Source organism: Trinickia sp. (assembly GCF_057351765.1).
The window spans coordinates 40,190-63,548 of the sequence record NZ_JBMRBK010000033.1 but is presented as its reverse complement, the minus strand read 5'-3'; the positions used below and the strand labels follow the sequence as shown (position 1 = coordinate 63,548).

Annotated in this window: 18 protein-coding genes, 3 tRNA genes and 1 pseudogene; 9 read left to right on the top strand and 13 right to left on the bottom strand. The window is 62.4% G+C overall.

Annotation, left to right across the window (positions count from 1 at the left end; translation table 11 throughout):
- Nucleotides 1–14 precede the first annotated feature (14 nt).
- Complete coding sequence (locus tag ACO1XS_RS08050) at nucleotides 15–848, bottom strand: hypothetical protein (protein ID WP_486390377.1); 834 nt, start codon at nucleotides 846–848, stop codon at nucleotides 15–17.
- Between the two features lie 238 nt (nucleotides 849–1,086).
- Nucleotides 1,087–2,151: a glycosyltransferase family 4 protein gene (locus tag ACO1XS_RS08045; RefSeq protein WP_331573240.1), complete on the bottom strand. Its 1,065-nt coding sequence runs from the start codon at nucleotides 2,149–2,151 to the stop codon at nucleotides 1,087–1,089.
- A 780-nt stretch (nucleotides 2,152–2,931) separates the two neighbouring features.
- Here ACO1XS_RS08045 and ACO1XS_RS08040 point away from each other — a divergent pair.
- Nucleotides 2,932–4,800 (top strand): ABC transporter ATP-binding protein, encoded by a 1,869-nt coding sequence (locus ACO1XS_RS08040; protein ID WP_331573238.1) that lies wholly within the window; start codon nucleotides 2,932–2,934, stop codon nucleotides 4,798–4,800.
- A 60-nt stretch (nucleotides 4,801–4,860) separates the two neighbouring features.
- On the opposite strand, the gene otsA is transcribed toward ACO1XS_RS08040, so the two are convergent.
- Together otsA and otsB are read right to left on the bottom strand one after the other, a co-directional pair.
- Entirely contained in the window at nucleotides 4,861–6,303 is a 1,443-nt protein-coding gene (otsA, locus tag ACO1XS_RS08035; protein ID WP_331573236.1) for an alpha,alpha-trehalose-phosphate synthase (UDP-forming), read from the bottom strand.
- On the bottom strand, nucleotides 6,300–7,052 hold the full coding sequence (gene otsB / locus ACO1XS_RS08030) for a trehalose-phosphatase (RefSeq protein ID WP_486390376.1): 753 nt from the start codon (nucleotides 7,050–7,052) through the stop codon (nucleotides 6,300–6,302). The genes otsA and otsB overlap by 4 nt, the downstream gene beginning before the upstream one ends.
- A 309-nt stretch (nucleotides 7,053–7,361) precedes the next feature.
- Between otsB and ACO1XS_RS08025 the strand changes: the two genes are divergently transcribed.
- Genes ACO1XS_RS08025 through ACO1XS_RS08015 form a run of 3 tightly spaced genes read left to right on the top strand, consistent with a single transcriptional unit; the run spans nucleotide 7,362 to nucleotide 9,460 of the window.
- On the top strand, nucleotides 7,362–8,045 hold the full coding sequence (locus ACO1XS_RS08025; protein ID WP_486390375.1) for an SCO family protein: 684 nt from the start codon (nucleotides 7,362–7,364) through the stop codon (nucleotides 8,043–8,045).
- A 31-nt stretch (nucleotides 8,046–8,076) separates the two neighbouring features.
- Nucleotides 8,077–8,547 (top strand): copper chaperone PCu(A)C, encoded by a 471-nt coding sequence (locus tag ACO1XS_RS08020; protein WP_173260757.1) that lies wholly within the window; start codon nucleotides 8,077–8,079, stop codon nucleotides 8,545–8,547.
- Between the two features lie 31 nt (nucleotides 8,548–8,578).
- A complete protein-coding gene (locus ACO1XS_RS08015) occupies nucleotides 8,579–9,460 on the top strand; it encodes a cytochrome c oxidase assembly protein (RefSeq protein ID WP_331573228.1) in 882 nt (293 codons plus the stop codon).
- Here the strand turns inward: ACO1XS_RS08015 and ACO1XS_RS08010 are convergent.
- The 5 genes from ACO1XS_RS08010 to ACO1XS_RS07990 all read right to left on the bottom strand — a co-directional run bounded on the left by ACO1XS_RS08010 (nucleotide 9,457) and on the right by ACO1XS_RS07990 (nucleotide 17,145).
- Nucleotides 9,457–9,933 (bottom strand): GNAT family N-acetyltransferase, encoded by a 477-nt coding sequence (locus ACO1XS_RS08010; protein WP_486390374.1) that lies wholly within the window; start codon nucleotides 9,931–9,933, stop codon nucleotides 9,457–9,459. The two genes, ACO1XS_RS08015 and ACO1XS_RS08010, sit on opposite strands and share 4 nt — an antisense overlap.
- Before the next feature lie 130 nt (nucleotides 9,934–10,063).
- Nucleotides 10,064–12,127, bottom strand: a complete 2,064-nt coding sequence (locus tag ACO1XS_RS08005) for an SMI1/KNR4 family protein (RefSeq protein WP_486390373.1) — start codon at nucleotides 12,125–12,127, stop codon at nucleotides 10,064–10,066.
- Between the two features lie 372 nt (nucleotides 12,128–12,499).
- The gene (gene asnB, locus ACO1XS_RS08000; protein WP_331573221.1) at nucleotides 12,500–14,464 is read right to left on the bottom strand and encodes an asparagine synthase (glutamine-hydrolyzing); all 1,965 of its coding nucleotides are present in this window, start codon (nucleotides 14,462–14,464) and stop codon (nucleotides 12,500–12,502) included.
- A 285-nt stretch (nucleotides 14,465–14,749) separates the two neighbouring features.
- Entirely contained in the window at nucleotides 14,750–16,114 is a 1,365-nt protein-coding gene (locus ACO1XS_RS07995; RefSeq protein WP_331573219.1) for a GGDEF domain-containing protein, read from the bottom strand.
- Nucleotides 16,115–16,287: 173 nt separating this feature from the next.
- Entirely contained in the window at nucleotides 16,288–17,145 is an 858-nt protein-coding gene (locus ACO1XS_RS07990) for a glycerophosphodiester phosphodiesterase family protein (protein WP_486390372.1), read from the bottom strand.
- A gap of 92 nt (nucleotides 17,146–17,237) precedes the next feature.
- Here ACO1XS_RS07990 and ACO1XS_RS07985 point away from each other — a divergent pair.
- The 3 genes and pseudogenes from ACO1XS_RS07985 to ACO1XS_RS07975 all read left to right on the top strand — a co-directional run.
- Nucleotides 17,238–17,720 (top strand): annotated as a pseudogene (locus tag ACO1XS_RS07985) (DUF6597 domain-containing transcriptional factor); the annotation flags it as partial.
- Nucleotides 17,721–17,807: 87 nt separating this feature from the next.
- Complete coding sequence (locus tag ACO1XS_RS07980) at nucleotides 17,808–18,221, top strand: helix-turn-helix domain-containing protein (protein WP_486390394.1); 414 nt, start codon at nucleotides 17,808–17,810, stop codon at nucleotides 18,219–18,221.
- A 95-nt stretch (nucleotides 18,222–18,316) separates the two neighbouring features.
- Nucleotides 18,317–19,096 (top strand): inositol monophosphatase family protein, encoded by a 780-nt coding sequence (locus ACO1XS_RS07975; RefSeq protein ID WP_331573213.1) that lies wholly within the window; start codon nucleotides 18,317–18,319, stop codon nucleotides 19,094–19,096.
- Between the two features lie 96 nt (nucleotides 19,097–19,192).
- On the opposite strand, the gene ACO1XS_RS07970 is transcribed toward ACO1XS_RS07975, so the two are convergent.
- From ACO1XS_RS07970 to ACO1XS_RS07955, 4 genes are all read right to left on the bottom strand, one after another.
- Nucleotides 19,193–19,266, bottom strand: a tRNA-Cys gene (locus ACO1XS_RS07970).
- A gap of 92 nt (nucleotides 19,267–19,358) precedes the next feature.
- A tRNA-Gly gene (locus ACO1XS_RS07965) sits at nucleotides 19,359–19,434 on the bottom strand.
- A gap of 63 nt (nucleotides 19,435–19,497) precedes the next feature.
- Nucleotides 19,498–19,573 (bottom strand) — tRNA-Gly (locus ACO1XS_RS07960).
- Between the two features lie 139 nt (nucleotides 19,574–19,712).
- Entirely contained in the window at nucleotides 19,713–21,056 is a 1,344-nt protein-coding gene (locus ACO1XS_RS07955) for a gamma-glutamyl-gamma-aminobutyrate hydrolase family protein (protein WP_331573211.1), read from the bottom strand.
- Nucleotides 21,057–21,294: 238 nt separating this feature from the next.
- Here ACO1XS_RS07955 and ACO1XS_RS07950 point away from each other — a divergent pair, with 238 nt between their 5' ends.
- Nucleotides 21,295–22,674, top strand: coding sequence for an amidase (locus ACO1XS_RS07950; RefSeq protein WP_331573209.1), 1,380 nt, complete (start codon nucleotides 21,295–21,297; stop codon nucleotides 22,672–22,674).
- Nucleotides 22,675–22,773: 99 nt separating this feature from the next.
- Nucleotides 22,774–23,292, top strand: coding sequence for a disulfide bond formation protein B (locus tag ACO1XS_RS07945; protein ID WP_331573207.1), 519 nt, complete (start codon nucleotides 22,774–22,776; stop codon nucleotides 23,290–23,292).
- The last annotated feature ends 67 nt before the right edge of the window (nucleotides 23,293–23,359 follow it).

The window sequence follows — 23,359 nt, the reverse complement described above, 5'->3', positions numbered from 1 at the left end:
GCATCCCCTTGCCGCTACGCCTTCGCTTGCTCGAGTGCCGCATCGAGCGCACGCGCGGCGGCGCGATCGCCTGGCTTGACCAGCGCGGCACGCAGTACGATCTGCCGGTTGTGCCCGGCCGCGGCGGGGGAATCCCATATCAATTCGACGTGCGAGCGGCGTGCCTGCCCGCCCCCCTGCGGCAGGCGCGCCGCCGGAGCGGGCCCCCGACGCGCGGTCGCGGGTTCGCTCACGAGCGGATGAGCGGTTTCGATGGCTTCGCTTGGGGACCACTTCACGGAAAGCTCCCGCATATCGTACTGACCGAGCTTGCGGCTTTCGATCCAGACGACAGCGGTCTGCGCAGCAGCATCGAGCGCGATCGCATAGCGCCCGATCGCAAAGCGCCGTGCGGCGACATTCGTGCGCCAAAGCGGGCGCGGCCGGCAAATCCAGAGTACGGCTGCATACAGTGCGGGCCCGACGACGAGCCACCCGTTGGTCTCGGTGACCGCATACACCGTGTCATGCCAGCCCGCCTGCCACGCAAAAAGGCCGATGGACCAGATCGCAAAGGCGAGCCCGAGCAGGGAAAAGAGCCGAAGAGCCTGACGCAACCGTTGCGGCAACGGATGAAACGGCCGTTCGGCACGAGCCCGCGCCCCTGGCAGGACGATCAGCAAAAACAAAAAGACAACGTTGACAGATGCCCAAGGCGAAGAGCTCATCGCCGAAAAAGCGGCGCCATAACCCATCTGGGCCATCGAAAACAACCATCGCGCAAGAAGGACGAGCCCGATCGCGCGCAGCGCAAAGACCGTCCCGGCGCCTGGCGCCGGGTTCTCCCGCGAACGGTTCGGTCTCGTCAACTCATCCTCCTCTGAACGGACGGCACAGGGTCTGTCTCATGGCTGCCACGCGCTGTGGCAGCGCCATTATAGGAAGCCGCGCGGCACATGCCCGAAATGCTGTGGCAGCGCAGCACCGGCCGCGCGATCTTTCGCGCATAAAACAAACGCCCCACCTGCCGCGGGGGCAGACGGGGCGTGGCACACCGGCACTCGGGCCCCGGCGCCGATCGCGCCAGCGACCCGGCACGGCCGGCACTCAACCGGCCGCGACTTCGCGCAGAACGGCGCGGCGCTTGCGGTGCAAGAGAGTCTCGTACGACGCGATGTAGTTCTGCGCCATCACCTTCGACGTAAAGCGCTGCTCGAAAGCCTTGCGTACCGTTTCGCGGGGCAGCGTATGCAGGCGGTTGACGGCAGCAACAGCCGACAGCTCGTCCTCGACCACGAACCCCGACACGCCGTTTTCGATGACTTCGGGTACCGAGCCGCGCTTGAACGCGATCACAGGCGTGCCGCAAGCCATCGATTCGATCATGACGAGCCCAAACGGCTCCGGCCAGTCGATCGGGAACAGGAGCGCATGCGCGCCGCCGAGGAACTCGGCCTTTTCCGCCTCGCTGATTTCGCCGATGTATTCGACGTGCGGCAACGACATCAACGGCTTGATCTGCTCTTCGTAGTAAGCGCGGTCCGCCTTGTCGAGCTTCGCCGCGATCTTGATCGGCATGCCCGCCTTTTCGGCGATGCGGATTGCCGTATCGACACGCTTTTCGGGCGAGATCCGCCCGAGGAACGCCAGATAGCTCGGCTTGACGTCGGTGCGGGGCGTCAGCAGGTTCTCGGGCAGCCCGTGATAGACCGTGGACAGCCAGTGCGCCTGCGGCAGCGGCGTACGCTGGTTATCGGAGATCGACACCACCGGCACGTCGTTGAACGTATTGAAGATCGGCTGCAGTTCCGGCAGATCGAGGCGGCCATGCAACGTCGTCAGGTGCGGCGTGGGCTGGCGCGAGAACAGCGAGAACGGGTAATAGTCGATATGGAAATGCAGCACGTCGAAATCCTGCGCCCGGCGGTGCACTTCCTCGAGCAGCAGCATATGCGGAGCCATCGTGTCGCGGATCGACGGGTCGAGCCGCAGTGCCTGCGGCCAGAACGCCTCGAGCTTCGCCGATGTCTGGGAATCGCCGCTCGCGAACAGCGTCACATCGTGCCCGAGCTCGACCAGCGCTTCAGTCAAATAAGACACCACGCGTTCCGTCCCGCCATACAGTTTCGGGGGAACCGCCTCATGCAAAGGAGCGATTTGAGCGATCCGCATAGTGATGAACTCCTAATAAAAATTCAGGCAAAAAAGACTGCTGTTTCTTGGAAGCGAATCGCCCGCTTGGCGACGCGAACGGCCCGGCTATTGCCGCTGACCCGCTGCGCTCATTTCTCGTTCAGACTTGCGGTGGTTCGCCTGATTGTGATCTTCCTTCTGGAAGCAATCACGGAGCCCGTTTCCGGGCGAGCTGGCCGATGGGCCGGCACGCCGCGAGCGCGAAGCTCTGGACGAGTTAACGCACCGCCTGCATAACCGTTGACCGGGTCGGCAGGAATTTCTAGGGGCTAACCCGTAGCGCGATTATCCTGCCGCTGCACTGCAGCACCGTAAAGGCTTTCAGAAATTTTACATTGTTACAATCAAGAAACACTCTGTCAATCCCGCTGTGCCAAGCGTCGCCTACACTGGGCGTCTGTGTCCTGCCGAATCCCGTTTCGGGGCGTTGATGCGCCCTTGCCGGCCATGCGCGGTCGTCCACGCGCCGCATTGGCCCGCGCTGCTGCATGCGAAGCGGGCAGTCCCTCGGCGATCCGGTAATCTTGACCGATTCCGGCGCCGTTTGAGTCGTGTCTCCGTAGCGGACGTCGCCGCACGTGGCGGTCCCGACAAGCCCGGCATGAGCCGTGCAACGCCTCGTTGTGCGTTGTGCTCATCCAACGCTTGCATCGAGGCGCCCGTCCGAACCACCCATGATTACGCGGATGTTTACAATGGCGGCTTGCCAAACCATCTCGATATTGGCTCGCGGTGCGCCATCCGCAGACTATCCTTTTCATGACTTCATCCGTTTTGCGTACACCGCACGAACAATTGGAACATTTGACCGTCGCCGAGCGTAACGCCCGCGATGCGAAGCTTTCGAGCTACGCGGATCGGCCCCTCGCCTTCCTGATGAGTTACATCCGCCGTCACCCGTTCGCGCACGCGATCGTGCTGACGAGTGTGTTCGCGGCCGTCAGCTGCGCGCTCGCCTCGCAATATGCGATCAAACATCTGATCGACGTGCTGGCGGCCGGCCGGAATCATCCGGGGGCGCTGTGGGGCGCATTCGCGATTCTCGTAGGGCTGATTGCCGCCGACAATCTGCTCTGGCGCATCGGCGGCTGGGTGGCGGCGCACGTGTTCGTGAACGTGACCGGCGACTTGCGGCGCGATCTGTTCCAGTACCTGAGCGGCCATTCGCCCACTTACTACGCCGAACGGCAGCCCGGCACGCTCGCGAGCCGCATCACGGCGACGTCGAACGCGGTCTATACGTCCGAAAACACGATGGCGTGGAACGTATTGCCTCCTTGCATCGCCGTGCTCGGTGCGATCGTGATGATCGTCACCGTCAACCCGATCATGGCGCTCAGCCTGATGCTCTGTTCGGCCATTCTGTCCGTCGTGCTGTTCAAGCTCGCGGGACGCGGCTCATCGAGGCATCATCAGTTCGCGGCCAAGGCCGCGGCAGTCGACGGCGAACTCGTCGATGTCATCGGCAACATGGGCCTCGTGCGCGCCTTCGGTATGACGCTGCGCGAGCAAAAACGCTTCGGCGCCACCGTACAAGCCGAAATGGCCGCCCGTCAGGAATCGTTGCTCTACCTCGAACGGCTGCGGCTGCTGCATGCGGGCGTCACCGCGCTGCTCTCGGCCGGCCTGCTCGGCTGGGCGCTTTGGCTCTGGAATCAGGGCCGCGCCACCTCGGGCGACATCGTGCTCGTGAGTTCGCTCGGTTTCACGATTCTGCACGGCACGCGCGATCTGGCCGTCGCGCTCGTCGACGTGACGCAGCACATTGCGCGGCTGGCCGAAGCCGTCAAAACGCTTTTGGAGCCGCATGGCATGCCCGATCGAGAGGATGCGGTGCCATTGCGCACGACCGGCGGCAGTGTCGACTTCGAAGGGGTGACGTTTGCCTACCCGCGGCGGCGTCCGATTCTCGACCACTTCGATCTGCATATCGCGGCAGGCCAGCGCGTGGGGTTGGTCGGCAAGTCGGGCGCCGGCAAATCGACGGTGCTCGCGCTATTGCAGCGCTTTTACGAGACACAGGGCGGGTCGATCGAGATCGACGGGCAGGACATCGGTTCCGTCACGCAGGAAAGCCTGCGTCATGCGATTGCACTCGTGCCGCAAGACATTGCGCTGTTTCACAGAACCGTCTACGAAAACATCGCCTACGGTCGCCCCGACGCCACGCCCGATGAAGTCCGCGCGGCCGCGCGCGAAGCGCGCTGCACCGACTTCATCGAGTCGATGCCCGACGGCTTCGACACGATCGTCGGCGATCGCGGCGTCAAGCTGTCCGGCGGTCAGCGGCAACGGATTGCGATCGCACGCGCCATCCTCAAAAACGCACCGATCCTGCTGCTCGACGAAGCCACTTCGGCACTCGACAGTGCCTCCGAAGAAGCGATTCAACAAGCCCTGGACCGGCTCATGGTCGGGCGCACGGTGATTGCGATCGCGCACCGGCTTTCGACGCTGCAGAACTTCGACCGGATCATCGTGATGAGTGCCGGCAAGGTTATCGACGACGGCTCGCCCGAAGAACTGCGCAACCGCCCCGGCATCTATCGCGACCTGCTGGCGAAGCAGCACGGCAAAGGCGTGGTGCTGCATCCGGGCGGACGCAAAGTCGGCGAGCACGTTGCATAGCGCATCGATGCGCCGGCCTGCTGAGCCTGAACAGGAACGCAAGCCGGCTACCGGCTCAGTTCAGGCCACCACCGCCTTGCGCGCCGCTCGCGCTCGCACGGCCCGTGGCTTGTCGGCCGCACCCCGGTTGAGATCGCGCAGAAAATTGTCGCGCCAGATGGAGACATTGTTGTCGCGCAACTGGGCGATCATGTCGCGATAGCGCGCACGGCGCTCCGCGAGCGGCATGGCGAGCGCCTCGCCGAGCGCGTCCGCCATCCCATCCACATCGATCGGATTGACGATCAGCGCGGCGGTGAGCTCTTGCGCGGCGCCGGCGAACTGCGACAGAACCAGCACACCCGGATCGTCGGGGTCTTGCGCCGAAACGTATTCCTTCGCCACCAGATTCATCCCATCGCGCAGCGGCGTCACATAGCCGACATGCGACTGGCGAAAGAGCGCCGCGAGCACCTGGCGTTCATATTGCCGATGGATGTAGCGGATCGGCGTCCAATCGAACTCCGCGAAACGCCCGTTGATTCGGCCCGACTCCGCTTCGAGCCGCAGGCGAATGTCCTGATAGGCGTGCATATCGGCCCGCGTCGGCGGGGCGATCTGCACGAACGACACCCGGTTGCGAAAGGCCGGCGAGCGATCGAGCAGGCGCTCGAATGCGCGAAACCGTTCGACGAGACCTTTCGAATAATCGAGCCGGTCGACGCTCATGATCAGTTGTCGATCGTGCAGCGTGGCTTTCATCGTGCGCACCGGTTTGCCGCGCGATCCAGCCTTCGCCAATTGCGCGATTTCATCGGGATAGACGCCGATTGGATAGGCAGCCGCGCGCAGCGACCGGCCGAAGGCGCGGATCGATGCCGGCTGTGTGCCGTCCGTGTCGTCCACCTGCCCTGCGGCTTCGTGCACGATGTAGTCGCAAAACGCACGCAGATCGGGCCGGGTCTGAAAGCCGAGCAGATCGAATGCGCACAGGGCTTTGACGAGATCCCGATGAGGCGGCACCGACAGAAGGACCTGCGCCGCGGGAAACGGGATATGCAGGAAAAAGCCGATGCGGTTCTTCACGCCCGCCTCGCGCAACGCTTCGGCGAACGGAATCAGGTGATAGTCGTGCACCCAGATGACATCGTCGTCGCGCAACAGCGGTACGAGGTGCCCCGCAAGCCAGGCATTCACGCGCCGATAGCCTTCGAACTCGTGACGATCGTAATGCACGAGGTCCGCGCGATAGTGGAACGCGGGCCATAGCGTCGCATTCGAAAACCCGCGGTAGTACTGATCGTAATCGCGCCTTGCAAGCCCGACGGTGGCAAACGTGACGGGCCCGTGTTCGACGAGCTGGATTTGCGGCTGCCCCGACGACAGCACTTCGCCGCTCCAGCCGAACCACATGCCGCCGGTCTCCTTGAGCGCGTCGTAGACGCCGACGGCGAGACCGCCGGCGGCCGGGCCGCCCTCGGAAATCGGCGCGACGCGGTTCGAAACGATGATCAGGCGACTCATGAATTGCCGCGTGAAGCTGCTACCAGCGAAGCGAGCCACGCCCGAAATGCGTCGACCGACTCGATTCGCGCGCGCGCCAACGTGTCGCCCTCGCCCACCTTGATCGACAGGCCGCCGCGCGCGTTCACCACGGCGAAGCCTTTTTCGTCGGTGAGATCGTCGCCGGCGAACAGGGGTATGCGCCCTGCGAAAGGCGGCTCGTCGAGAAACGCGGCGAGCGCACGGCCTTTGTCGACGTTCTTCGGCTTGATCTCGTAGACCATCTTGCCCGGCTGCAGGACATAGGCATCGGCGTACTCGCCCACGAGACGCTCCGCTGCCTCGCGCGCGACAGGCTCGGCAAGCGGCGCGTTGCGGTAGTGCAGCGCGAGCGAGGCGCCCTTGATTTCGAGCAGCATGCCGGGATGTTGGGTCACGAGTTCCGCGAGCGCGCGCTCCATGCGCACGAGGCGTGCATCGTCGAAGCCGAGGCGCATGACGTCGCCCGCCGCATCGCGCCGTTCGGCGCCATGCAGCCCGGCCACCGGCAAATCGAACATGCCGAGAAAGCCGTCGATACTGTCGATTCCCCGCCCCGAGACAACAGCCACGGCGCCTCGCGAGAGGTACCGGAGTTCGGCGAGCGTATCGAGCAGCGTGGGCGGAACGATCACGCCGTCAGGCGTGGAAGCGAGATCGACGAGCGTGCCGTCGAAATCGAAGAAAAACGCGGTCTCGGTAGGAGACAGGAAAGCCGGTAACGATTGCATCAGCAGAGTTCGTAAAGCGGCCCGGGGGATGCCCGAACCCGAAAAGTAGAGGCATCTTACCGCGCCTTGCCGGCGATTTCGAGAAAATGGGTCGCAAGACTGCCCGGCAATGCGTCCGTTCGATGACCGCTCGGTGAAACAGATGGCTCGGCATTTTTCTGCGACAAATTGTCTCGACGCGCCCCGTCGCGGCTTCGCCGCCTGCAGCGGCACGGCTTTTGCGCTATAGTCGCAGGCGCTTCACGCCTTGCGTCGAACGCGCTTGCGACGGTGCTCGGCCTTCGCCCGCCTGCATTTCTCGAGCCTCGGATGCCGCCCCATTCCCCTGCCGCCGGTTCGCCTTTAGAGGCACAGCCCTCATCGCTTTCTCCCGTGCGATCGCGAAATCGGTCGCTGCGTCGCGCAGTGCGGCTCGCGGCGACCGCGATGCTTGCCCTGCTCATGGCGGCGTGCTCCGAGCGCGGGGCGCCGTGGCAGTTGACGAATGTCAGCGGGCACTTGCCCGATCTGCAATTCTCACTGACCGGCGACGACGGCAAGCCCATCGACGCATCGGCCTTCAAGGGACAGACGACGCTCGTTTATTTCGGTTACACGCACTGCCCCGATGTCTGCCCCGAGACGATGGCGCGTCTGATGCAGGTCCTGGCCAAACTTCCGTCCAAGGACGCTGGACAGGTCCGCATTCTTTTCATCTCCGTCGATCCGGCCCGCGATACGCCGCAGTTGCTGCGCGAATACGTCGACGCGTTCGATGCGCAACACGCGCGCGGTCTGACAGGAAGCGACCGGCAGATCGAATCGCTTGCAAGGCGCTATCGTGTCGCTTACCAGATGGAGAAACGCGACCCGAAGGGCAATTACGAGGTCACGCACAGCTCGGCCGTCTATATTTTCGATGCGCAAGGCCATGCCCGGCTGCTCGCCACCGACCACGACTCGCCGGACGCGATCGCGCACGACCTGCGCCGCATCGTGGAAGGCGATGCTTGATATTTCCGACCTGCTCAGGAGCTCAATGGCCATGAACCGACGAACGACAACGCTGCGTTCCATTCGCGCTGCCGCTTTGGGGATATCGCTCGCTTTCACCCTTGCAACGGGGGCGGAGGCAGCCGAAACCGTGCATGCCTCCAACGCCTGGGTGCGGTGGTTGCCGAACAAGCTGCCGGCGGCCGGCTATGTGACGCTGACGAATAGCGGCGATAAACCCGTCGACCTCGATCTGGACCACGTGACGAGCCCCGATTACGGCAGCGTCATGCTTCATCAGACGGTGTCGAACGGATCGACGTCGCAAATGGAAATGGTCGAGAAAGCAACCGTTCCCGCACACGGTGTATTGAAGATCGCACCGGGCGGCTATCACTTCATGCTCGAGGAGGCCAAGCGCAAGATCGCGCCCGGCGATACGGTGCATTTGCGCATGAAGTTCTCCGACGGCACGACGCTCGACACACCTTTCGCCGTGAAGTCGCCTGGACAGGCTCAGTAAGCGGGACGCCGGACATTCAACTCTGCACACGATGAATCTGTTGTACTGGCTCGAACCCTGGGAGCCGTCGCCGACGGTCGTGGTCGCCATCCTCTGTGCGGCGGTACTGTTTTTGCGTGGCGCACGGCGCGCGCACGTTTCGGTTGCGCGGCGCATCGCGTTCTGGTTCGGGCTCGTTGCGCTCTATGTCGCGCTGCATACGCGACTCGACTATTACTTTGAGCATGAGTTTTTCATGCACCGGTTACAGCATCTCGTGCTGCATCACCTCGGGCCGTTCTTCATTGCATGGTCGTATCCGGGCGCGGCACTACGTGCGGGCATTCCGTTTCGCTGGCGTCAGCGCTTCGTCAATCCAGCGATGGGCACGAAGCCGATGCGCGCGGTGCTCGATACCGTATTTCATCCGGTTGTCGCAGTCGTGCTTTTCGTGGGCCTGATCTATTTCTGGCTCTTTTCGCCGATTCATTTCAAAGCCATGCTCGACTGGCGGCTTTACCGAATCATGAATTGGAGCATGGTCATCGACGGGTTGCTCTTCTGGTGGCTCGTGCTCGATCCACGGCCCGCGCCGCCCGCACGCCTTGCCGCGGGACGGCGCCTCATCATCGTCATCGCGGCAATCCCGCCGCAAATCGTGCTCGGCGCACTGATCTTCTTCACGCCGCATGAGCTGTATCCGATTTACTCGATTTGCGGCCGCGCATTCACATGGCTGAGCCCAATCCGCGATCAACAGATCGGCGGCTTGCTGCTTTGGATCCCGGGTTCGATGATGAGCGTGTTCGGCGCGCTGATTGCGCTGCGCCATTGGATGCGTTTGTCGGCCCGTGCGCGGCTCATCGAAGAGCGCGCAGGTGGACACGTGAAGTCGCCACCGCAGAGCGTGCCCCGCTTTGAGCCCGGAGGCTAGGCAGAACGCATCCAGATGTGAGGGATGCCGTCTTCATCGTGAATATCCGATGACGGTTTAAAACCGAAGGCACCGTAAAACGCTTGCAGATGCGCCTGTGCATGAAGGCTGATGGCGATACCGGGCCACTGCCCGGTGATATGCGTTCGTGCGCGTTCGAGCATGGCACTGCCGAGTCCGATGCCGCGAAATCCCGCCGTGGTCAGCACACGGCCGATGCGGACATCGGGTTCGTTTTCGTCGGGCAGCAATACGCGAAGGTAGCCGGCCAGCTCGCCGTTGGCCGCATAGGCGAGCAAATGCCAGGCGTCTTTGTCGAGGCCGTCGACATCGCCATAGGCACAGTTTTGCTCGACGACGAAAACTTCGTTGCGCGCGGCGAGCAAGTCATAGACTTCCGCCGGCGTGAGGTCAGAGAAAAACTTCCAACGCCATTCGAGGGCTTCCAGCGTCGTAGGGAATCGAGCGGTCATGGGGTGGCAATCGCTGCAAATCGTCTTCGGTATTTCGCGATTATGCGGTGAGCCGCAACCGAAAGCCACCCCGGCAGGCGGGCGGATTCGGCAGCGCAATACAGGCGCGGCCCACCGCCGCCCTTCAAGGTCAGTCTTCGGGCTCGTCGTCCGTATACTCGACTACGAAACGGTGAAGCCACTCGCGGAAGCTCCGAGCGACTAGCGTTCGCTGGTCATCGTCGTGCCAGACCCGGATGACTTGTCCCACAGTGCCACCCTCCGCCGGATCGAAATCGAGACACAGATGGTCTCCCGCACCATTCGACGTAAACGGAATCCATTTGAGGTTGTACCAATCGTCTTTGATGCCATCGTCCGGCTCGGCACTGCAATCCTTAAAGTCACCGCTCGCGACGAGCTTGTGCCAAACCTTCCATGCGTTCAGGATGTCCCGGCCGGATAGCAGACTATCGCCGTCGAAGAAATCGCCGGCAATCCCCGGTTGTCCATTGTGGATTTTGAGGCTCTCGATGAAGTCCTCCGGCAGCTCGATGCCGAGTGCTGCTTCAAGCGACCGTATGTCCTCGTCGCCTGCTCCGGCGTTCAACCCGCTCGGAATCTCTTCGGGGTGGTCCGCAAGCCATGGATCGAGGCGAGACCAGGACTCGGAAACCGTCAAAGACGGACTTACGATTTGTAGTTCCACTTGCTTTTCCTCCTGCTTGGGTAGCGGCTCTTCGATTAGAGAGGGCAACGCACGATTGGCTTGGCCCGGCTGCCGCGTGGCATCGAGCCGGAGAAAATGAATGCGACTGCCAGCGAGAAGGCGCGTCGCACCTGCAGGGATCGCCGCGATGAGTTCTGCTTCGATAAACGGTGTAATGAGGTGAGGCCGTTGATCGGAAAGCGGATCGATCAGCGGCTCGCCACGTGGGCCCCAAACAATGCGCGCCCATAGCATCGCGTTCAGTTTCGGATCGCGTTCGACATCACGAGCCAGTTCACCGATTTCCCAATGCGGGCCAGCGGATTCGACGAACCCGTAGGGAAACTTATGAGGGGTTTCGACGAACTCGTATAAATCCAGGATGCGCCGCACTACTGTGTGCATCAGAATCGCAACCGTCCCTGGGTGGCCGGGTAGGTTGACGAGGGTTGCTCGGTCGGCGTGATAGATATGCCACTGCTCCTTGAGCCGGCCGAACTCGTTGTGGAAGTCGATTTTCTCAGTCCACGCGGGGGAACGAGCTTCGCTCAACCCGAAATCGACGATTTCCCCTCGGGTCTGCTTGAGGTCGAGCTTGCTTCCGCTCCACCCCCCAAACCCCTGCATAGCGTTCAGCCCAAGGCGTACATGTGGCTCGCCCGCGAGCATGCCACTGCCAATAATGAGGTCACACCGCGTCGCAAGTTCTCTGATGCGCTGCTGAAACGCTAGTTCGGCGTCCACGGTAGAACTTCCTTCGGGAATCGTCCTTGGACGAGGCGCGATAAACTCGACCGTCGCTACATCATGGCCCCATTGTCTAAGCAAACAACACATGTACGCGGCGCATGAGTCGGGGATCTGCCAACACTGGCGGATCGCTTCGGGAGCACAGCGCTCGTAGCTCGACACCACAACGCCGATGCGCGGCCGTTTCGCAACTTTGAGCGAGCGAACCCCGGCCGCTATCAGAAGGGCTTGGCGCTCGGCGGTGATTCGCTGTCCTTTCCCGAGCAAGGTCGCGCCCGCTGAAAATTCGCTGCCGCGCGCGATGATATTCGCGCCCACGGGTGGGGGTTCTCTCAGCCAAACCTGGCCAAAGCCTCTGCCCGTCGGAGGCTTATTTTCTTGGAGTGAAACGACGGTATCCGCGTTTTCCGGTAGTGGGCTATGGGCGTGGACTTCGATTACCTCGTTGGGTAGGAGCGAGCGGATTAGCGGTTTATCGGAGCGCCGTTCGAGGCTCCAATTCGCCCGATCGAGTTCAAATACCACAGGGCGCCGCAATGTGGCCGCACTGCCGTCACAGGCCCGCATCGCGTATCCGCGGCAGGCCGCGATCGGCCAGCGAGGTATGTCCTCCGGCGCCTGGATAGCTTCAGCGGTGACCCGCAGGTACGCATCCTCGATAGCAATGGTCTCTGCTTGGAGTCCCCGGGAAATAGCTCGACGGCAAGCATCGTAAGCGCGTTCGAGCCATGCGGGAAATGAAGAAGTTTCCGCCATAATCAGCCTCGTGTGCCTTATGGGTTGTTGAGGTCACACTCGTCTGGCGCCGTTCCCTTCGTTCCAAACCATCCCACTATCAACCAACGACACAAGACTGACTTTCCCACGGCCCTCTCCTCTCACTGTGGATGCGCAGCGGATGCCACGCAAGGAGAGGACGGTAGTCCGCGTTACCTGCCTGCCACTTCGACCGATCTCACATTCGGACCAAGCGAAGCAACGGCATGCAACAGGCATATCGGCGAATAAAAGGGACGCCCAAAAAATCAAAAAGCCCCTACGTCACCGTCGGGGCTTCGGGTTAGTCGACTAGCGAATCGGAATTACGCCGGCCAGGGGAAAACCTTAATCGATACAATCCATGCGTTTTCACCCATTCTTCTGCGCATCGAGCCACGCCTGGAACATCAGCACCGTCCAAAGCGGATGCTGCCAATTCATCCGCCCGCTCAAATGCTGCTGCCACATCCGGTCCACCCGCGTGGCATCGAGAAACCCTTCATCACGCAATCGCGCGGGATCGAGCAGCGCCTGCGCCCAGTCGCGCAACGAACCGCGCAACCATTCGCCTACAGGCGCGCAAAAACCCTGCTTCGGCCGATCGATGATCTCGCGCGGCACATAGCGGTACAGCAACTGACGTAGCAGCCATTTCGGCTTGTCTTCGGGTATGCGCATCGAAAGCGGAAGGCTCCAGACGAACCCGACGACGCGATGGTCGAGAAACGGCATGCGCGTCTCGAGGCTCACCGCCATTGCCGCACGATCCACCTTCGCCAGAATGTCATCGGGCAGATAAGTGAGCGCATCGACCGCCATCACCTGCTCGGCAAATTCCAGATCGACGGACCATGCCTCGGGCGTATCGACACGCGTCGGCAGCTCGCGCCCCGAGAGCGCAAGGCGTTCGGGATGATGAACCGACGACAACAGAAGCCGATAAAGATCGGTCCTGCTCTGTGCACCCATCACGTTCGCGAGCTTGTGCAGACGCTCACCGATGCGCGTCCCGTCTCGCGCACCCGGGGACCAGGCACCCTGAAACAGCGCCGCGAACTGATCCGCATGATCGGGCCGAAGCGAATAAAGCGCCGATGCGATCCGTTTGCGCATGCCGGACGGCACGCGCCGCAGGCGGCTCCAGAGGCGCGGCGTCAGGAAATAACGCGTGTAACCGCCGAATAGTTCGTCGCCCCCGTCGCCCGAGAGCGCAACCTTCACATGCTCGCGCGTGGTCTGCGCCACCACGTAAGTAGGAATCTGCGAGGCATCCGCAAACGGTTCGTCGTATATCGTCGGCAACTTGGGCACGAGTTCCAGCGCTCGGGCAGCCGTCACGACGATCTCCGTGTGCTCCGTGCCGAGATGACGTGCAACCGCTTTCGCATGAACGGCTTCGTCGTAGGTCGCATCGTCGAAGCCAACCGTAAACGTGCGCACCGGCTTGGCGGACTGCGCCTGCATCAGCGCAACGATAGCCGACGAATCGACCCCGCCCGACAGGAACGCTCCGAGCGGCGCGTCCGCCATCATCTGGCCATGCACCGCGTCGCGCAACAATCGGTCGAGCTCGTCGACGGCGGCTTCGGGACTGCCTTCGAACGGATAGGCCCGGCCTCGGCCGATCACCTGTTCGAGCGTCCAGTAGCGCCGCGGCGCCGGCCAGACCTCCGGCAGTTCGAGCTGGACATAGCTGCCGGCCGGCAACTTGCGCACATTCTCGTAAATCGTGTGCGGCGCCGGCACGCATGCGTAACGCAAATAGAGGCAAAGCGCATCGCGATCGATCGCGCGGGCGTCGAAGCCGGGATAAGTCCGTAGCGCCTTGAGCTCGGAGGCGAACACGATGCCGTCACCGACACGCGCATAGTAAAGCGGCTTCTCGCCAACCCGGTCGCGGGCCAGCGTCATCACGCGCGATTGACGGTTCCACAGCGCAAGCGCGAACATGCCGACCGCGCGCTCGAGCGTGCGGTCGACTCCCCACGCAACGAATGCCGCCAGCAAGATCTCCGTATCGGAGTGGCCGCGCCATGCGGGCGCGCGCCCTTCGGCTTCGAGCGCATCGCGCAGCTCGCGACAGTTATAGATTTCGCCGTTGAACGTCATGACGAAACGGCCGCATTCCGACACCATCGGCTGTCGGCCGTGCTCGGACAGATCGACGATAGCCAATCGGCGATGACCGAGCGCGACGCCTGCGGCCGGGTCGAACCAGGCGCCTGCGTCGTCGGGGCCGCGATGCGCGACGCTATCGGTCATCCGGGAGAGTGTCGCTCGAGCCGTGTCGTGCTCGGACGCCGTTCGGGTCCAGAAACCGGCGATTCCGCACATATCTGCAATCCGTTCGAGTAGTCGGGCGTGGCGCTCGCCTGATGGACAGGCGCCTGTTCGACGACCCATGTTACGGAGAAAATATTCACGAATAATGCCGGGGGCAGATTCGGAATTTTTTACATTCCCTCGATCCAATCCCATCGGTGCACGGGCAGGCGCGAATGCCGGCGGTCCCCGCAGGACGAAAAAATTTCGTCAAAAAAGAAAACTACGAAAAGAAGCAGTACTTTCGTCTGCACAAAGTACGGTGACCCGTGCAAAAAAGAATCCGCACTGGGTGAATCAACCCGTCGTGGCGAGGTCGATCCGGTTGCGCCCGGCGTTTTTTGCCCGATACATGGCCGCGTCGGCCGCCTCGACGAGTGCCTCGGGAGACGACGCGCCCCCCTGCCCTGCGACCGCGCAGCCGGCGCTGATCGTAATGTAGCCCCGCGATGTCGGCGCATGGAGGCTCAGCGACATGACGGCCTCGCGTGCCCGCTCCGCGATGTCGGAAGCCCCACGCAAGTCGGTGTCGGGGAGAACGATCGCGAATTCTTCGCCGCCATAGCGCGCGACGAAATCGGTCGGTCGCCTGACGACGCCCACGAGCGCTTTGGCCACCGCGGCCAGGCACGCATCGCCCTTCAGATGACCGAACGCATCGTTGTAGAGCTTGAATTGGTCGATGTCGATCATGATGATCGATAGGGGTGCGCGCATGCGTTCGGCGTAGTCGAACGCCCTCCGATATTGCTCATCGAAATAGCTGCGGTTATAGATTCCCGTCAGTCCATCGCGCGCCGATGTTTGCAGCAAAGCGGCATGCGCATCGAAGAGTCGCCGATAAAGCAGACTGACTTCCCATACGAGCAGGCAGACCAGCACTCCTGGCGCGAACATACTGAATACCCGCGCGACATACCAGCCCACGCTGAACCGGGTTGCAGTCAATAGATTCAGACTGGTGTCGACGAAGCAGGCCAGCACGGCGATCCACAACCATTGATCGAGCACCGTGCGCAGACGGCCGGCGAGCAGAACGACGACGATCGCAACGATATTGAGCAACCACGTTACACGGGCGGTCGTACCGATTGCGAACAGGTTGCCGTTGTCTGCCGCATGAAGCGGTGAAGGCAAGTCGAAGTAAATTGCGAACGCGCCAAGCGCCGCGCCGACAGCAATCGGTCCCGCGATCAGTAACCACGCCCACACGCCAATAGCGCTGGCTGGGATCGACACTCGCCTGAATCGATGGCGCGCCATCACAGCCAGGATCACGAAGAACGGAAATCCACCGTGCCAGAAAACCCATATCCATAACGAACTGCGCGGACCTGCGCCGAGCAGCCCGGTCGGCGCGAATACACCGGGGAACGTCAGCAGTTGCAATGCCACCGTTAGCGCTGTGAAAGCATAGGCACCGCCGAGCGCGCCCATGACGGGCTGCCGCGTTGCGGTGAAGCGGGCGGCAAGTAAATACGTGGCAATACCCGAGGTGGTGAACACGGTCAACGCGCACATCGGCATGAAAGGCGCGATGATGGGAAGCGCCACGCGCGCATGGGTGGCCGATGTTGAGAAGACCAGCAGGACGATCAACGCAGTGACGCCCAAGAATGCCGTCTGTTTGCGCGTGGCGTTTTGCGTCAGGAAGCTTTCCATGCCGGTGTTTTATCGTTTTTGGGGGCGCTCAGGAGTCGATACCTGGTCTCGCAATTGTTTCGATGCGCTTGCAGCCGCGAATCGCCGTCACACGACGGAAAGTTGCCGTGATTTTGCGCCTTTTCTTCTGCGCAATACAAGTTGCTGCGTTGCATCACGCGGGCCGCCCGGCATCACTTTCTGACGTGCGCCAGTTCAGGAGCAACCTTCTGGAGTTCGTTCGTCAAGATGCCACCGGTGTAGCCGCTCGGCAGCCGGCGAACATCGGCAACCGTATCGAGACCGGTCGAAAATTCACCACCGAAGTAAGGCCCGATGACGAAAACAGCGCTTCCAGCACCCGTCATACGGTCGAGAAAGCGATTTGGCCAGCCCCAAAGCCACGGAGCGACATTGATTGGCACAAAGACGATGCTGTTGCGACACGCCGGAGGAGCTAACCCCGTCCAGCCATATGCAACGTAGGACATGAGACAGCTCTTGAGTGTGCTGCGAGACATCGCTTTCACTCGAGGCATCTCCGCTCGAAAGGTGGCAATGGGAGCGTCTCCGCCATAGACCATCAGGCGCTCAGACGCTTCGATGAATTGCTCACGAAGAACTGCCGCGAGCAGACGTCCTTCGTTCGGGTCGTTGCTCTTGATGTTGATCAGGAATCGTCCCTTCGGGAACGTTGTCAGCACTTCGTTCAGCGAGGGCATCAGACCCACCGCTTTGCCGCGAAAAGGAAACGTACGCCCGCCATCGGCCGTATATCCATAGCCGACATCGAGCGTTCGCAGATAGGCCATCGATTGCTCCCGAGTTACGCCGTGGCCATTCGTGCGGCAATCGAGGGTCCAGTCGTGAAAGACAGCGAACTGCCCGTCCGTCGTCGGATGCACGTCGAGTTCGACAATATCCGCCCCGGCCGCAAAGCTGGCCCGCATCGACGCGATCGTATTCTCGAGATAGGAATGCGTCGGCGGACGCATGCGGGTCGCCGTGCACGTATCGTTTTCGAGATCGGCTCTATCGAAGTCCTGCGACATTCCACGATGTGCGAGCAGTGTTGGCCTCCCGGACATGCCTTTCGCAAAAAAGGTAGAGTTGTTCGCAAAAACAAAGGCGATCCATATCGCTGATGCACCGACGATCCATGGCCATAATTTGCGCATTGGCAGACGCTCATTGGTGTGAAGGGGTGAAGGGGCTAAGGGGAGAGTGCTTGGGCGGCATGCTATGCCACGCTATGGATGACGACTTGGAAAAACGCGACAGAACACAGCCCTGCGAGCACCCGCCTCTTCCCAGGGGGATACTCGATCCTGCCGGCGCGTCAGCACGCATACGGATTTGGCGGTATACGCCGTCGATCCGCTTTCGACCCTTCGTCGACCATCATTGGATCGCCGAATGGGATTTGCTTGGCTCAGCGGCTACGCCCCAGCGCATCATTCCATCTCCGAACGCGCATTTGTTGGTGCTACGGGGAGAGACTGCTTTGTTTGGAGTTGTGCCCGGTCTGGAGGAGCGCATGTTGGGCGGGCGAGGACGAGCCTATGGGATGAGGTTTCGTGTAGGTGGGCTGCGCCCTTTCCTCCGCCACCCTGTCGCGTCTCTTACGGGGAGAAAGGTCTCCCCGGCTATGTTGATCGGCTGCGCAGAGTCTGCGCTCGAAAGCAGCATTCTGACGCCAGACTCACACGAGAGCATGATCAGCGCGGCTGAAAGCCTGCTCGATCCGTCACTTCCTGCTCCAGATCGAAACGTCGATTTCGTTTGCTCGATCGTCGCGGAAATCCGTCGCGAAGGCGGCGCGGCGCGGGTCGAGACACTCGCCGAGGCGTTCGGCATGAGCCTGCGCGCAATGCAGCGGCTCTTCCGTGAATACGTCGGAGTATCCCCCAAATGGGTGATCCAACGTTACAGGCTGCAAGATGCGGCGTATCGCCTCGCGTCGGACCGCAGCACGCAACTTGCCGGGCTGGCCACCGAGTTGGGATACTTCGATCAGGCCCATCTGACCAAGGATTTTTGTCGAGCCTTCGGGATTTCACCCGCGCAATATCAACGCAAGCAAGTGTCGACGCGGACGTCGACCATCGATCGTTCAAGCCATTTGTGAGGTACTTGCCAAGCCGATAATGGCAGGTACGAGGCGCAGGATCGCGAATATCGCCGCAGCGATCTCATCGATTTGACGACAAAGACGGAAATAAAATGACAGACATACAATCGACTGCAGTTCTGGAGATACTACGATCGGTTTCACAGCGTTATCGCGATACCGCTCGAGCGCATATCGCATCCGAAAAAACGAACGACGGATACACGACAGATCTTGACCTTTGGATAGATAAACACCTGGCAGTAGAGCTTAAAAACATCTTGGACATAGACTACATTAGCGAAGAATCGATCGAAGAAGTCACGTCCGCCAACGCTTCGGAAGAAGATTTTTGGCTCGTCGACCCGCTCGACGGCACAATGAACGCGATAATAGGCTTCCCATATTTCAGTACCTCGATCAGCCTCGTTTCAAATAATCGCATTCAATACGCTTTTGTGGTCAATTTACCAAACGGCGACATTTATCACGCCAAACGAGGAAACGGCTTGATGAAAAATGGCGCACCAGTTCACCGAGCCACCCGCACAAATAAAACCATTTTCTCTACTGGCTTTGCTCACGATCGGCGCTTACACGAGCGACAATTGGATACGATGTCTACTCTATTGCGCTATGTGGATGACTTTAGGCGTTTGGCATCGCCTTGCCTGGATTTATGCCTGGTCGCCGAAGGCATTTTAAGTGGCTGCGCTGAGTACTTGAAAAGCTGGGATTTAGCCGCAGGCACGTTGTTTCTGGATGAAGTCGGAGTCCCGCACAATCACAGCGGTTTGTTTTATTTACCGTCCCTGCGCGATCAGTTCGAGTTTGTGGCCGCCGACAGGTCGCTGATGCCTTTGATATTAGAGGCGCTGGACAGCCAGCAATGAAACGGGAGCCAAGTCAGGCGACGGAGGACACGTCAGTTCCCCAGAGGAATCTGTCGCAGAAAAAAAGCCCTGACGGATCAGGGCTTTTTTTCTGTCTGGAGGCGCGAGCCGGAGTCGAACCGGCCTACACGGCTTTGCAGGCCGCTGCATAACCGCTTTGCTATCGCGCCGTAAGCGGACTCACCGGACGTCGCGGCCTGCCAGGCTACAACGAACCGCGAATGACTAAACAAAAAGGGAAGCTCAGCTTCCCCTATCCACCTGGAGCGGGAGACGAGTCTCGAACTCGCGACCTCAACCTTGGCAAGGTTGCGCTCTACCAACTGAGCTACTCCCGCTTTGACCTGCATGTTCAATGCTGCCCGGCAATTTGCCTCGCCGCCGCAACATCTTCGCGAAACTGGAGCGGGAGACGAGTCTCGAACTCGCGACCTCAACCTTGGCAAGGTTGCGCTCTACCAACTGAGCTACTCCCGCAGTGCGCCTCCCCGGCTGACGATCGACTCGCCTGGCTCAGCGCATCGCGCTCAAAGGCTTGTCACCGGAGAAGCGAGATTATGTATAACCTGCTGAATCGTGTCAACACCTTTGTCGCCGCCGCGGCACCGCATGCGGCTCACAGACGCGTCTCGCGCGCCGCGCGCAAAAAGCTGTCGAGCAGCGGCGTGCAATCGAGCAGCTCCGGGCCGCCCGCGCGATGGAATTCGGGGTGCCATTGCACGCCCATCACGAACGGCGCCCGCCGATAGCGCACCGCCTCGATCAGCCCGTCCCCAGCCGAGACCGCCTCCACGTTCAAGTCGCGGCCCAGCGTCTTCACGGCCTGATGGTGGATCGAATTGACCAGCGCCTCGCGGCGCCCCGGGAACATATTGACCAGGGTCGAGCCATCCGGGAACCGGACCGAGTGCCGATGCTGATCGTAACGCTCATTGACATGGACGCCCGCTGTCGGCACTTCGGTCGCGATGTCCTGATAGAGCGAGCCGCCAAACGCGACATTGATGAGTTGGCACCCGCGGCAAATTCCGAGCACCGGCTTGCCCGATTCGATGAATTCGTGCAGCAGTTCGAGCTCGTACATGTCGCGCACGCGATCGCCCGGCCATTCGGCCAATGTTTCCGTGGCGGCATACGTCTGCGGCGAGACATCGGCGCCGCCCTGCAGCAACAGGCCGTCGAGATGCTTGGCGTAATCGCGCAGGCGGATGTTGCTCGGATGAAGCATGCCTTGATGGCCGACCGTCGGAATCATGAAGACCATCACATCGCGCGACATCACCCAGTGCGCCACCGATTCCTCGAGATATTGCAGCGTTTTGCCCCGCAACCCGATCGCCCCCGGCTCGGGGTGAAAGATCCGTGCCGACACGCCGATGCGCAGCGTGCGTTGGGTGATCCGCTGCCCCGCCCGGTCGAAAAAGAGTCGCGCGCGCGCCGCGATCGTCCGGCCGAAGACCGTCCACGCCGAGTCGTTGTACTTCAGATAGGCAGGTCTGGACACGGTCCCGGCGGCGCCCGGGGGCGGCGGGCGCGGGACATCGAAGTCGGGCGGCGCACCGAATCCCGGCGGCGGCGCCCCTCCTCCCGGCGATCGTTCGGCCTCGTGCGCGGCGCTCTCCTGTGCCGACGTCTCGCGCGCCGCCGACGCCCGCGCTTCGGCGGCTTCAGCCGCCGCGCCCGATTGCGGGGGCGCCGCTTCGGGGGTAACGGCCACCGTCGAAGCACTCCCGGGCGTATCGGTCGACGCACGCGCCGCTGCTTCGGCAGCGGTACCGCTCGCTCCCGCGCCGCCGGCCGGGGCCAGCGGCGGCGGTGCGTCGGGTCCGCCCGGGGACGCCGCTCCCGCCGTCGTGCCCGACGGCTCGGACGTATGCGGTGCGGCAAAAGAATCGCTGGAGGAGTGGACTGGAGTGTCTGGACCGGCGTGGCCGGCGTTCGGTGGCGTTTTTTCGCTCATGACGATGGGACAGGCGCGCGCGTCGCACGCACAGCGATGAAAGAGCACCCATTATCCGCCACCGTGCAAAGTCGCGGCAATCGTGGCGGATCGATGCGGGCCGGCGGCCCCGCGACGCCCGCCGTGCGACCCGGTTGTTTCGCTCAGGCTCGCCTGCCTGCGCATGCCGCATGCCACCGCTACAATGCCTACAGCATGCTGTGCGCTATGCCCCCATCCGACTCGACACCGTCACCCCATGGCCACCGAATTCGCTCCCTTCCCTCCGCTCGCCCGCCTCGCCGACGATCTCTCAACCGGTAAAACGACGAGCCGCGTGCTCGTCGAAACCGCGCTCGAGCGCATTGGCGATCCGGCGGGTCAAGGCTCGACCGTCTTCATGCAGGCGGATGCCGAAGCGGCACGTGCCGCCGCGGACGCGCACGATCGCCTGCGGGCCGCCGGGACCGTACTGTCCCCGCTCGCGGGCATCCCGGTCTCGATCAAGGATCTGTTCGACGTGAAGGGCCAGGTCACGCGCGCGAGCTCCCGCGTGCTGGCCGACGCGCCGCCGGCTCGAGCCGACGCTCCCGTCGTGGCGCGTTTGCGCAACGCCGGCGCCGTGCTCATCGGCCGCACGAACATGTCCGAATTCGCGTTTTCGGGCTTGGGCCTCAATCCGCACTACGGCACGCCGCTCTCGCCGTACCGTCGGGGCGAGCCGGGCGAGGCCCGCATCGCGGGCGGCTCGTCGTCGGGCGCAGGGGCGTCGGTCGCCGACGGCATGGCCGCCGTCGCGCTCAGCACGGACACTGGCGGCTCGATCCGCATCCCGGCCGCATTTTGCGGTCTGACCGGGTTCAAGCCGACCGCAAGCCGTATTCCGCGCGAAGGTGCCGTGCCGTTATCCACCACGCTCGATTCGTTCGGGCCGATAGGCGTATCCGTGGCCTGCTGTGCGCTCGTCGATCGCATCCTCGCCGGTCTCGAGCCGCGCGTTCCCGCTCGGCGCCCGCTCGAAGGCGTGCGTCTCGGGGTGCTGACCCACTACGTCACCGACGATGTCGAGCCGAGCGTCGCTCAAGCGCTCGACACAGCGCTCAAGCACCTGGAAGCGGCCGGCGCGATCCTCTCCGATGTCCATTTCGCACCGCTCGAGCGCCTGCCCGAGATCAACCGTTTCGGCTTTTCGGCGATGGAGGCCTACGCCTGGCATCGCGGGCACATCGCCACGCAGCGCGAGCGCTACGATCCGCGCGTGCTCGCGCGGATTCTCAAAGGGGAAAGCGCCCGGGCGACGGATTACCTCGATCTCATCGCCGAGCGCGCAGCGCTCATGAAAGCCGCGGAAGAAACCCTTTGGCAGCACTTCGATGCGATCGTCGCGCCGACTGTGCCGATCGCGCCGCCCCGTGTCGCAGACTGTGATCGCGACGATGCAACGTATGCGCGCATCAACGCGCTGGTACTGCGTAACCCGAGCACGTTCAACGTCCTGGACGCCTGCGCCGTTTCGCTGCCGTGCCACGCACGCGGGGACGCGCCCGTGGGGCTGATGCTCGCCGCGGGACCGCATCGCGACGACGCGCTCCTCGGCGTGGCGCTCGCGGTCGAACGCGTGCTCGACTCGATTCGCTGAGCCGGTTCAGGGCGTGCGGATCGTCACGCACGCTCGATGCCACTGGCTGCGGCAATTCACACTAAAATGCAGCGATTTGCCCCTCGGAGCCCACGCTTCATGAACGACCTCCTGTCCCTGCGCCGCGAACGCCGCCTACTCGTGCTGCTCGGTCTCGTCTCGCTGAGCCTCGTCGGCGGCGCGCTTTATCTGCAGTTCGCGAAGGGCGAAGATCCCTGCCCACTTTGCATCATTCAGCGCTATTTCTTCATCCTGATCGCAATTCTGGCGTTCGCCGGCGCAACGCGCGGCGGCTGGCAAGGCGTTCGCGTGTTCGAAACACTGATTGCGGTCGTCGCCGCCGCGGGCGTCGGCACCGCCGTGCGTCACCTCTTCATCCAGCTCCATCCCGGCTTCAGCTGCGGATTCGATGCACTGCAGCCCGTCGTCGACGCCCTGCCGCCCGCCCATTGGCTGCCGAGCGTGTTCAAGGTCGCGGGCCTGTGCGAAACGGTTTACCCGCCCATTCTCGGTCTTCTGCTGCCCGGGTGGGCGCTCGTCGCCTTCGTGCTGACGTTCCTCGCCGTGGCCGCCAGTCTCTGGCGTCGGCGCGCCAAGGGTCGTCTGCATGCGGTCTGAGCGCTGAGCGCGCCGACACACGCGGCCGGCTCACGCCCCCCGCCGTCTTCGCGGTGCAACACGGCGA

Excerpts from the sequence above, each read along its gene's own strand:
- ACO1XS_RS08015 (WP_331573228.1), top strand. The coding sequence starts at position 8,579 with ATGAATCTGTTGTACTGGCTCGAACCCTGGGAGCCGTCGCCGACGGTC.
- otsA (WP_331573236.1), bottom strand. The coding sequence starts at position 6,303 with ATGAGTCGCCTGATCATCGTTTCGAACCGCGTCGCGCCGATTTCCGAG.
- otsB (WP_486390376.1), bottom strand. The coding sequence starts at position 7,052 with ATGCAATCGTTACCGGCTTTCCTGTCTCCTACCGAGACCGCGTTTTTC.
- ACO1XS_RS07950 (WP_331573209.1), top strand. The coding sequence starts at position 21,295 with ATGGCCACCGAATTCGCTCCCTTCCCTCCGCTCGCCCGCCTCGCCGAC.
- ACO1XS_RS07995 (WP_331573219.1), bottom strand. The coding sequence starts at position 16,114 with ATGGAAAGCTTCCTGACGCAAAACGCCACGCGCAAACAGACGGCATTC.
- ACO1XS_RS07945 (WP_331573207.1), top strand. The coding sequence starts at position 22,774 with ATGAACGACCTCCTGTCCCTGCGCCGCGAACGCCGCCTACTCGTGCTG.
- ACO1XS_RS07975 (WP_331573213.1), top strand. The coding sequence starts at position 18,317 with ATGACAGACATACAATCGACTGCAGTTCTGGAGATACTACGATCGGTT.
- ACO1XS_RS08005 (WP_486390373.1), bottom strand. The coding sequence starts at position 12,127 with ATGGCGGAAACTTCTTCATTTCCCGCATGGCTCGAACGCGCTTACGAT.
- ACO1XS_RS08020 (WP_173260757.1), top strand. The coding sequence starts at position 8,077 with ATGAACCGACGAACGACAACGCTGCGTTCCATTCGCGCTGCCGCTTTG.
- ACO1XS_RS08040 (WP_331573238.1), top strand. The coding sequence starts at position 2,932 with ATGACTTCATCCGTTTTGCGTACACCGCACGAACAATTGGAACATTTG.
- ACO1XS_RS07980 (WP_486390394.1), top strand. The coding sequence starts at position 17,808 with ATGATCAGCGCGGCTGAAAGCCTGCTCGATCCGTCACTTCCTGCTCCA.
- ACO1XS_RS08045 (WP_331573240.1), bottom strand. The coding sequence starts at position 2,151 with ATGCGGATCGCTCAAATCGCTCCTTTGCATGAGGCGGTTCCCCCGAAA.
- ACO1XS_RS08025 (WP_486390375.1), top strand. The coding sequence starts at position 7,362 with ATGCCGCCCCATTCCCCTGCCGCCGGTTCGCCTTTAGAGGCACAGCCC.
- ACO1XS_RS07955 (WP_331573211.1), bottom strand. The coding sequence starts at position 21,056 with ATGAGCGAAAAAACGCCACCGAACGCCGGCCACGCCGGTCCAGACACT.
- ACO1XS_RS08010 (WP_486390374.1), bottom strand. The coding sequence starts at position 9,933 with ATGACCGCTCGATTCCCTACGACGCTGGAAGCCCTCGAATGGCGTTGG.
- asnB (WP_331573221.1), bottom strand. The coding sequence starts at position 14,464 with ATGTGCGGAATCGCCGGTTTCTGGACCCGAACGGCGTCCGAGCACGAC.
- ACO1XS_RS07990 (WP_486390372.1), bottom strand. The coding sequence starts at position 17,145 with ATGTCGCAGGACTTCGATAGAGCCGATCTCGAAAACGATACGTGCACG.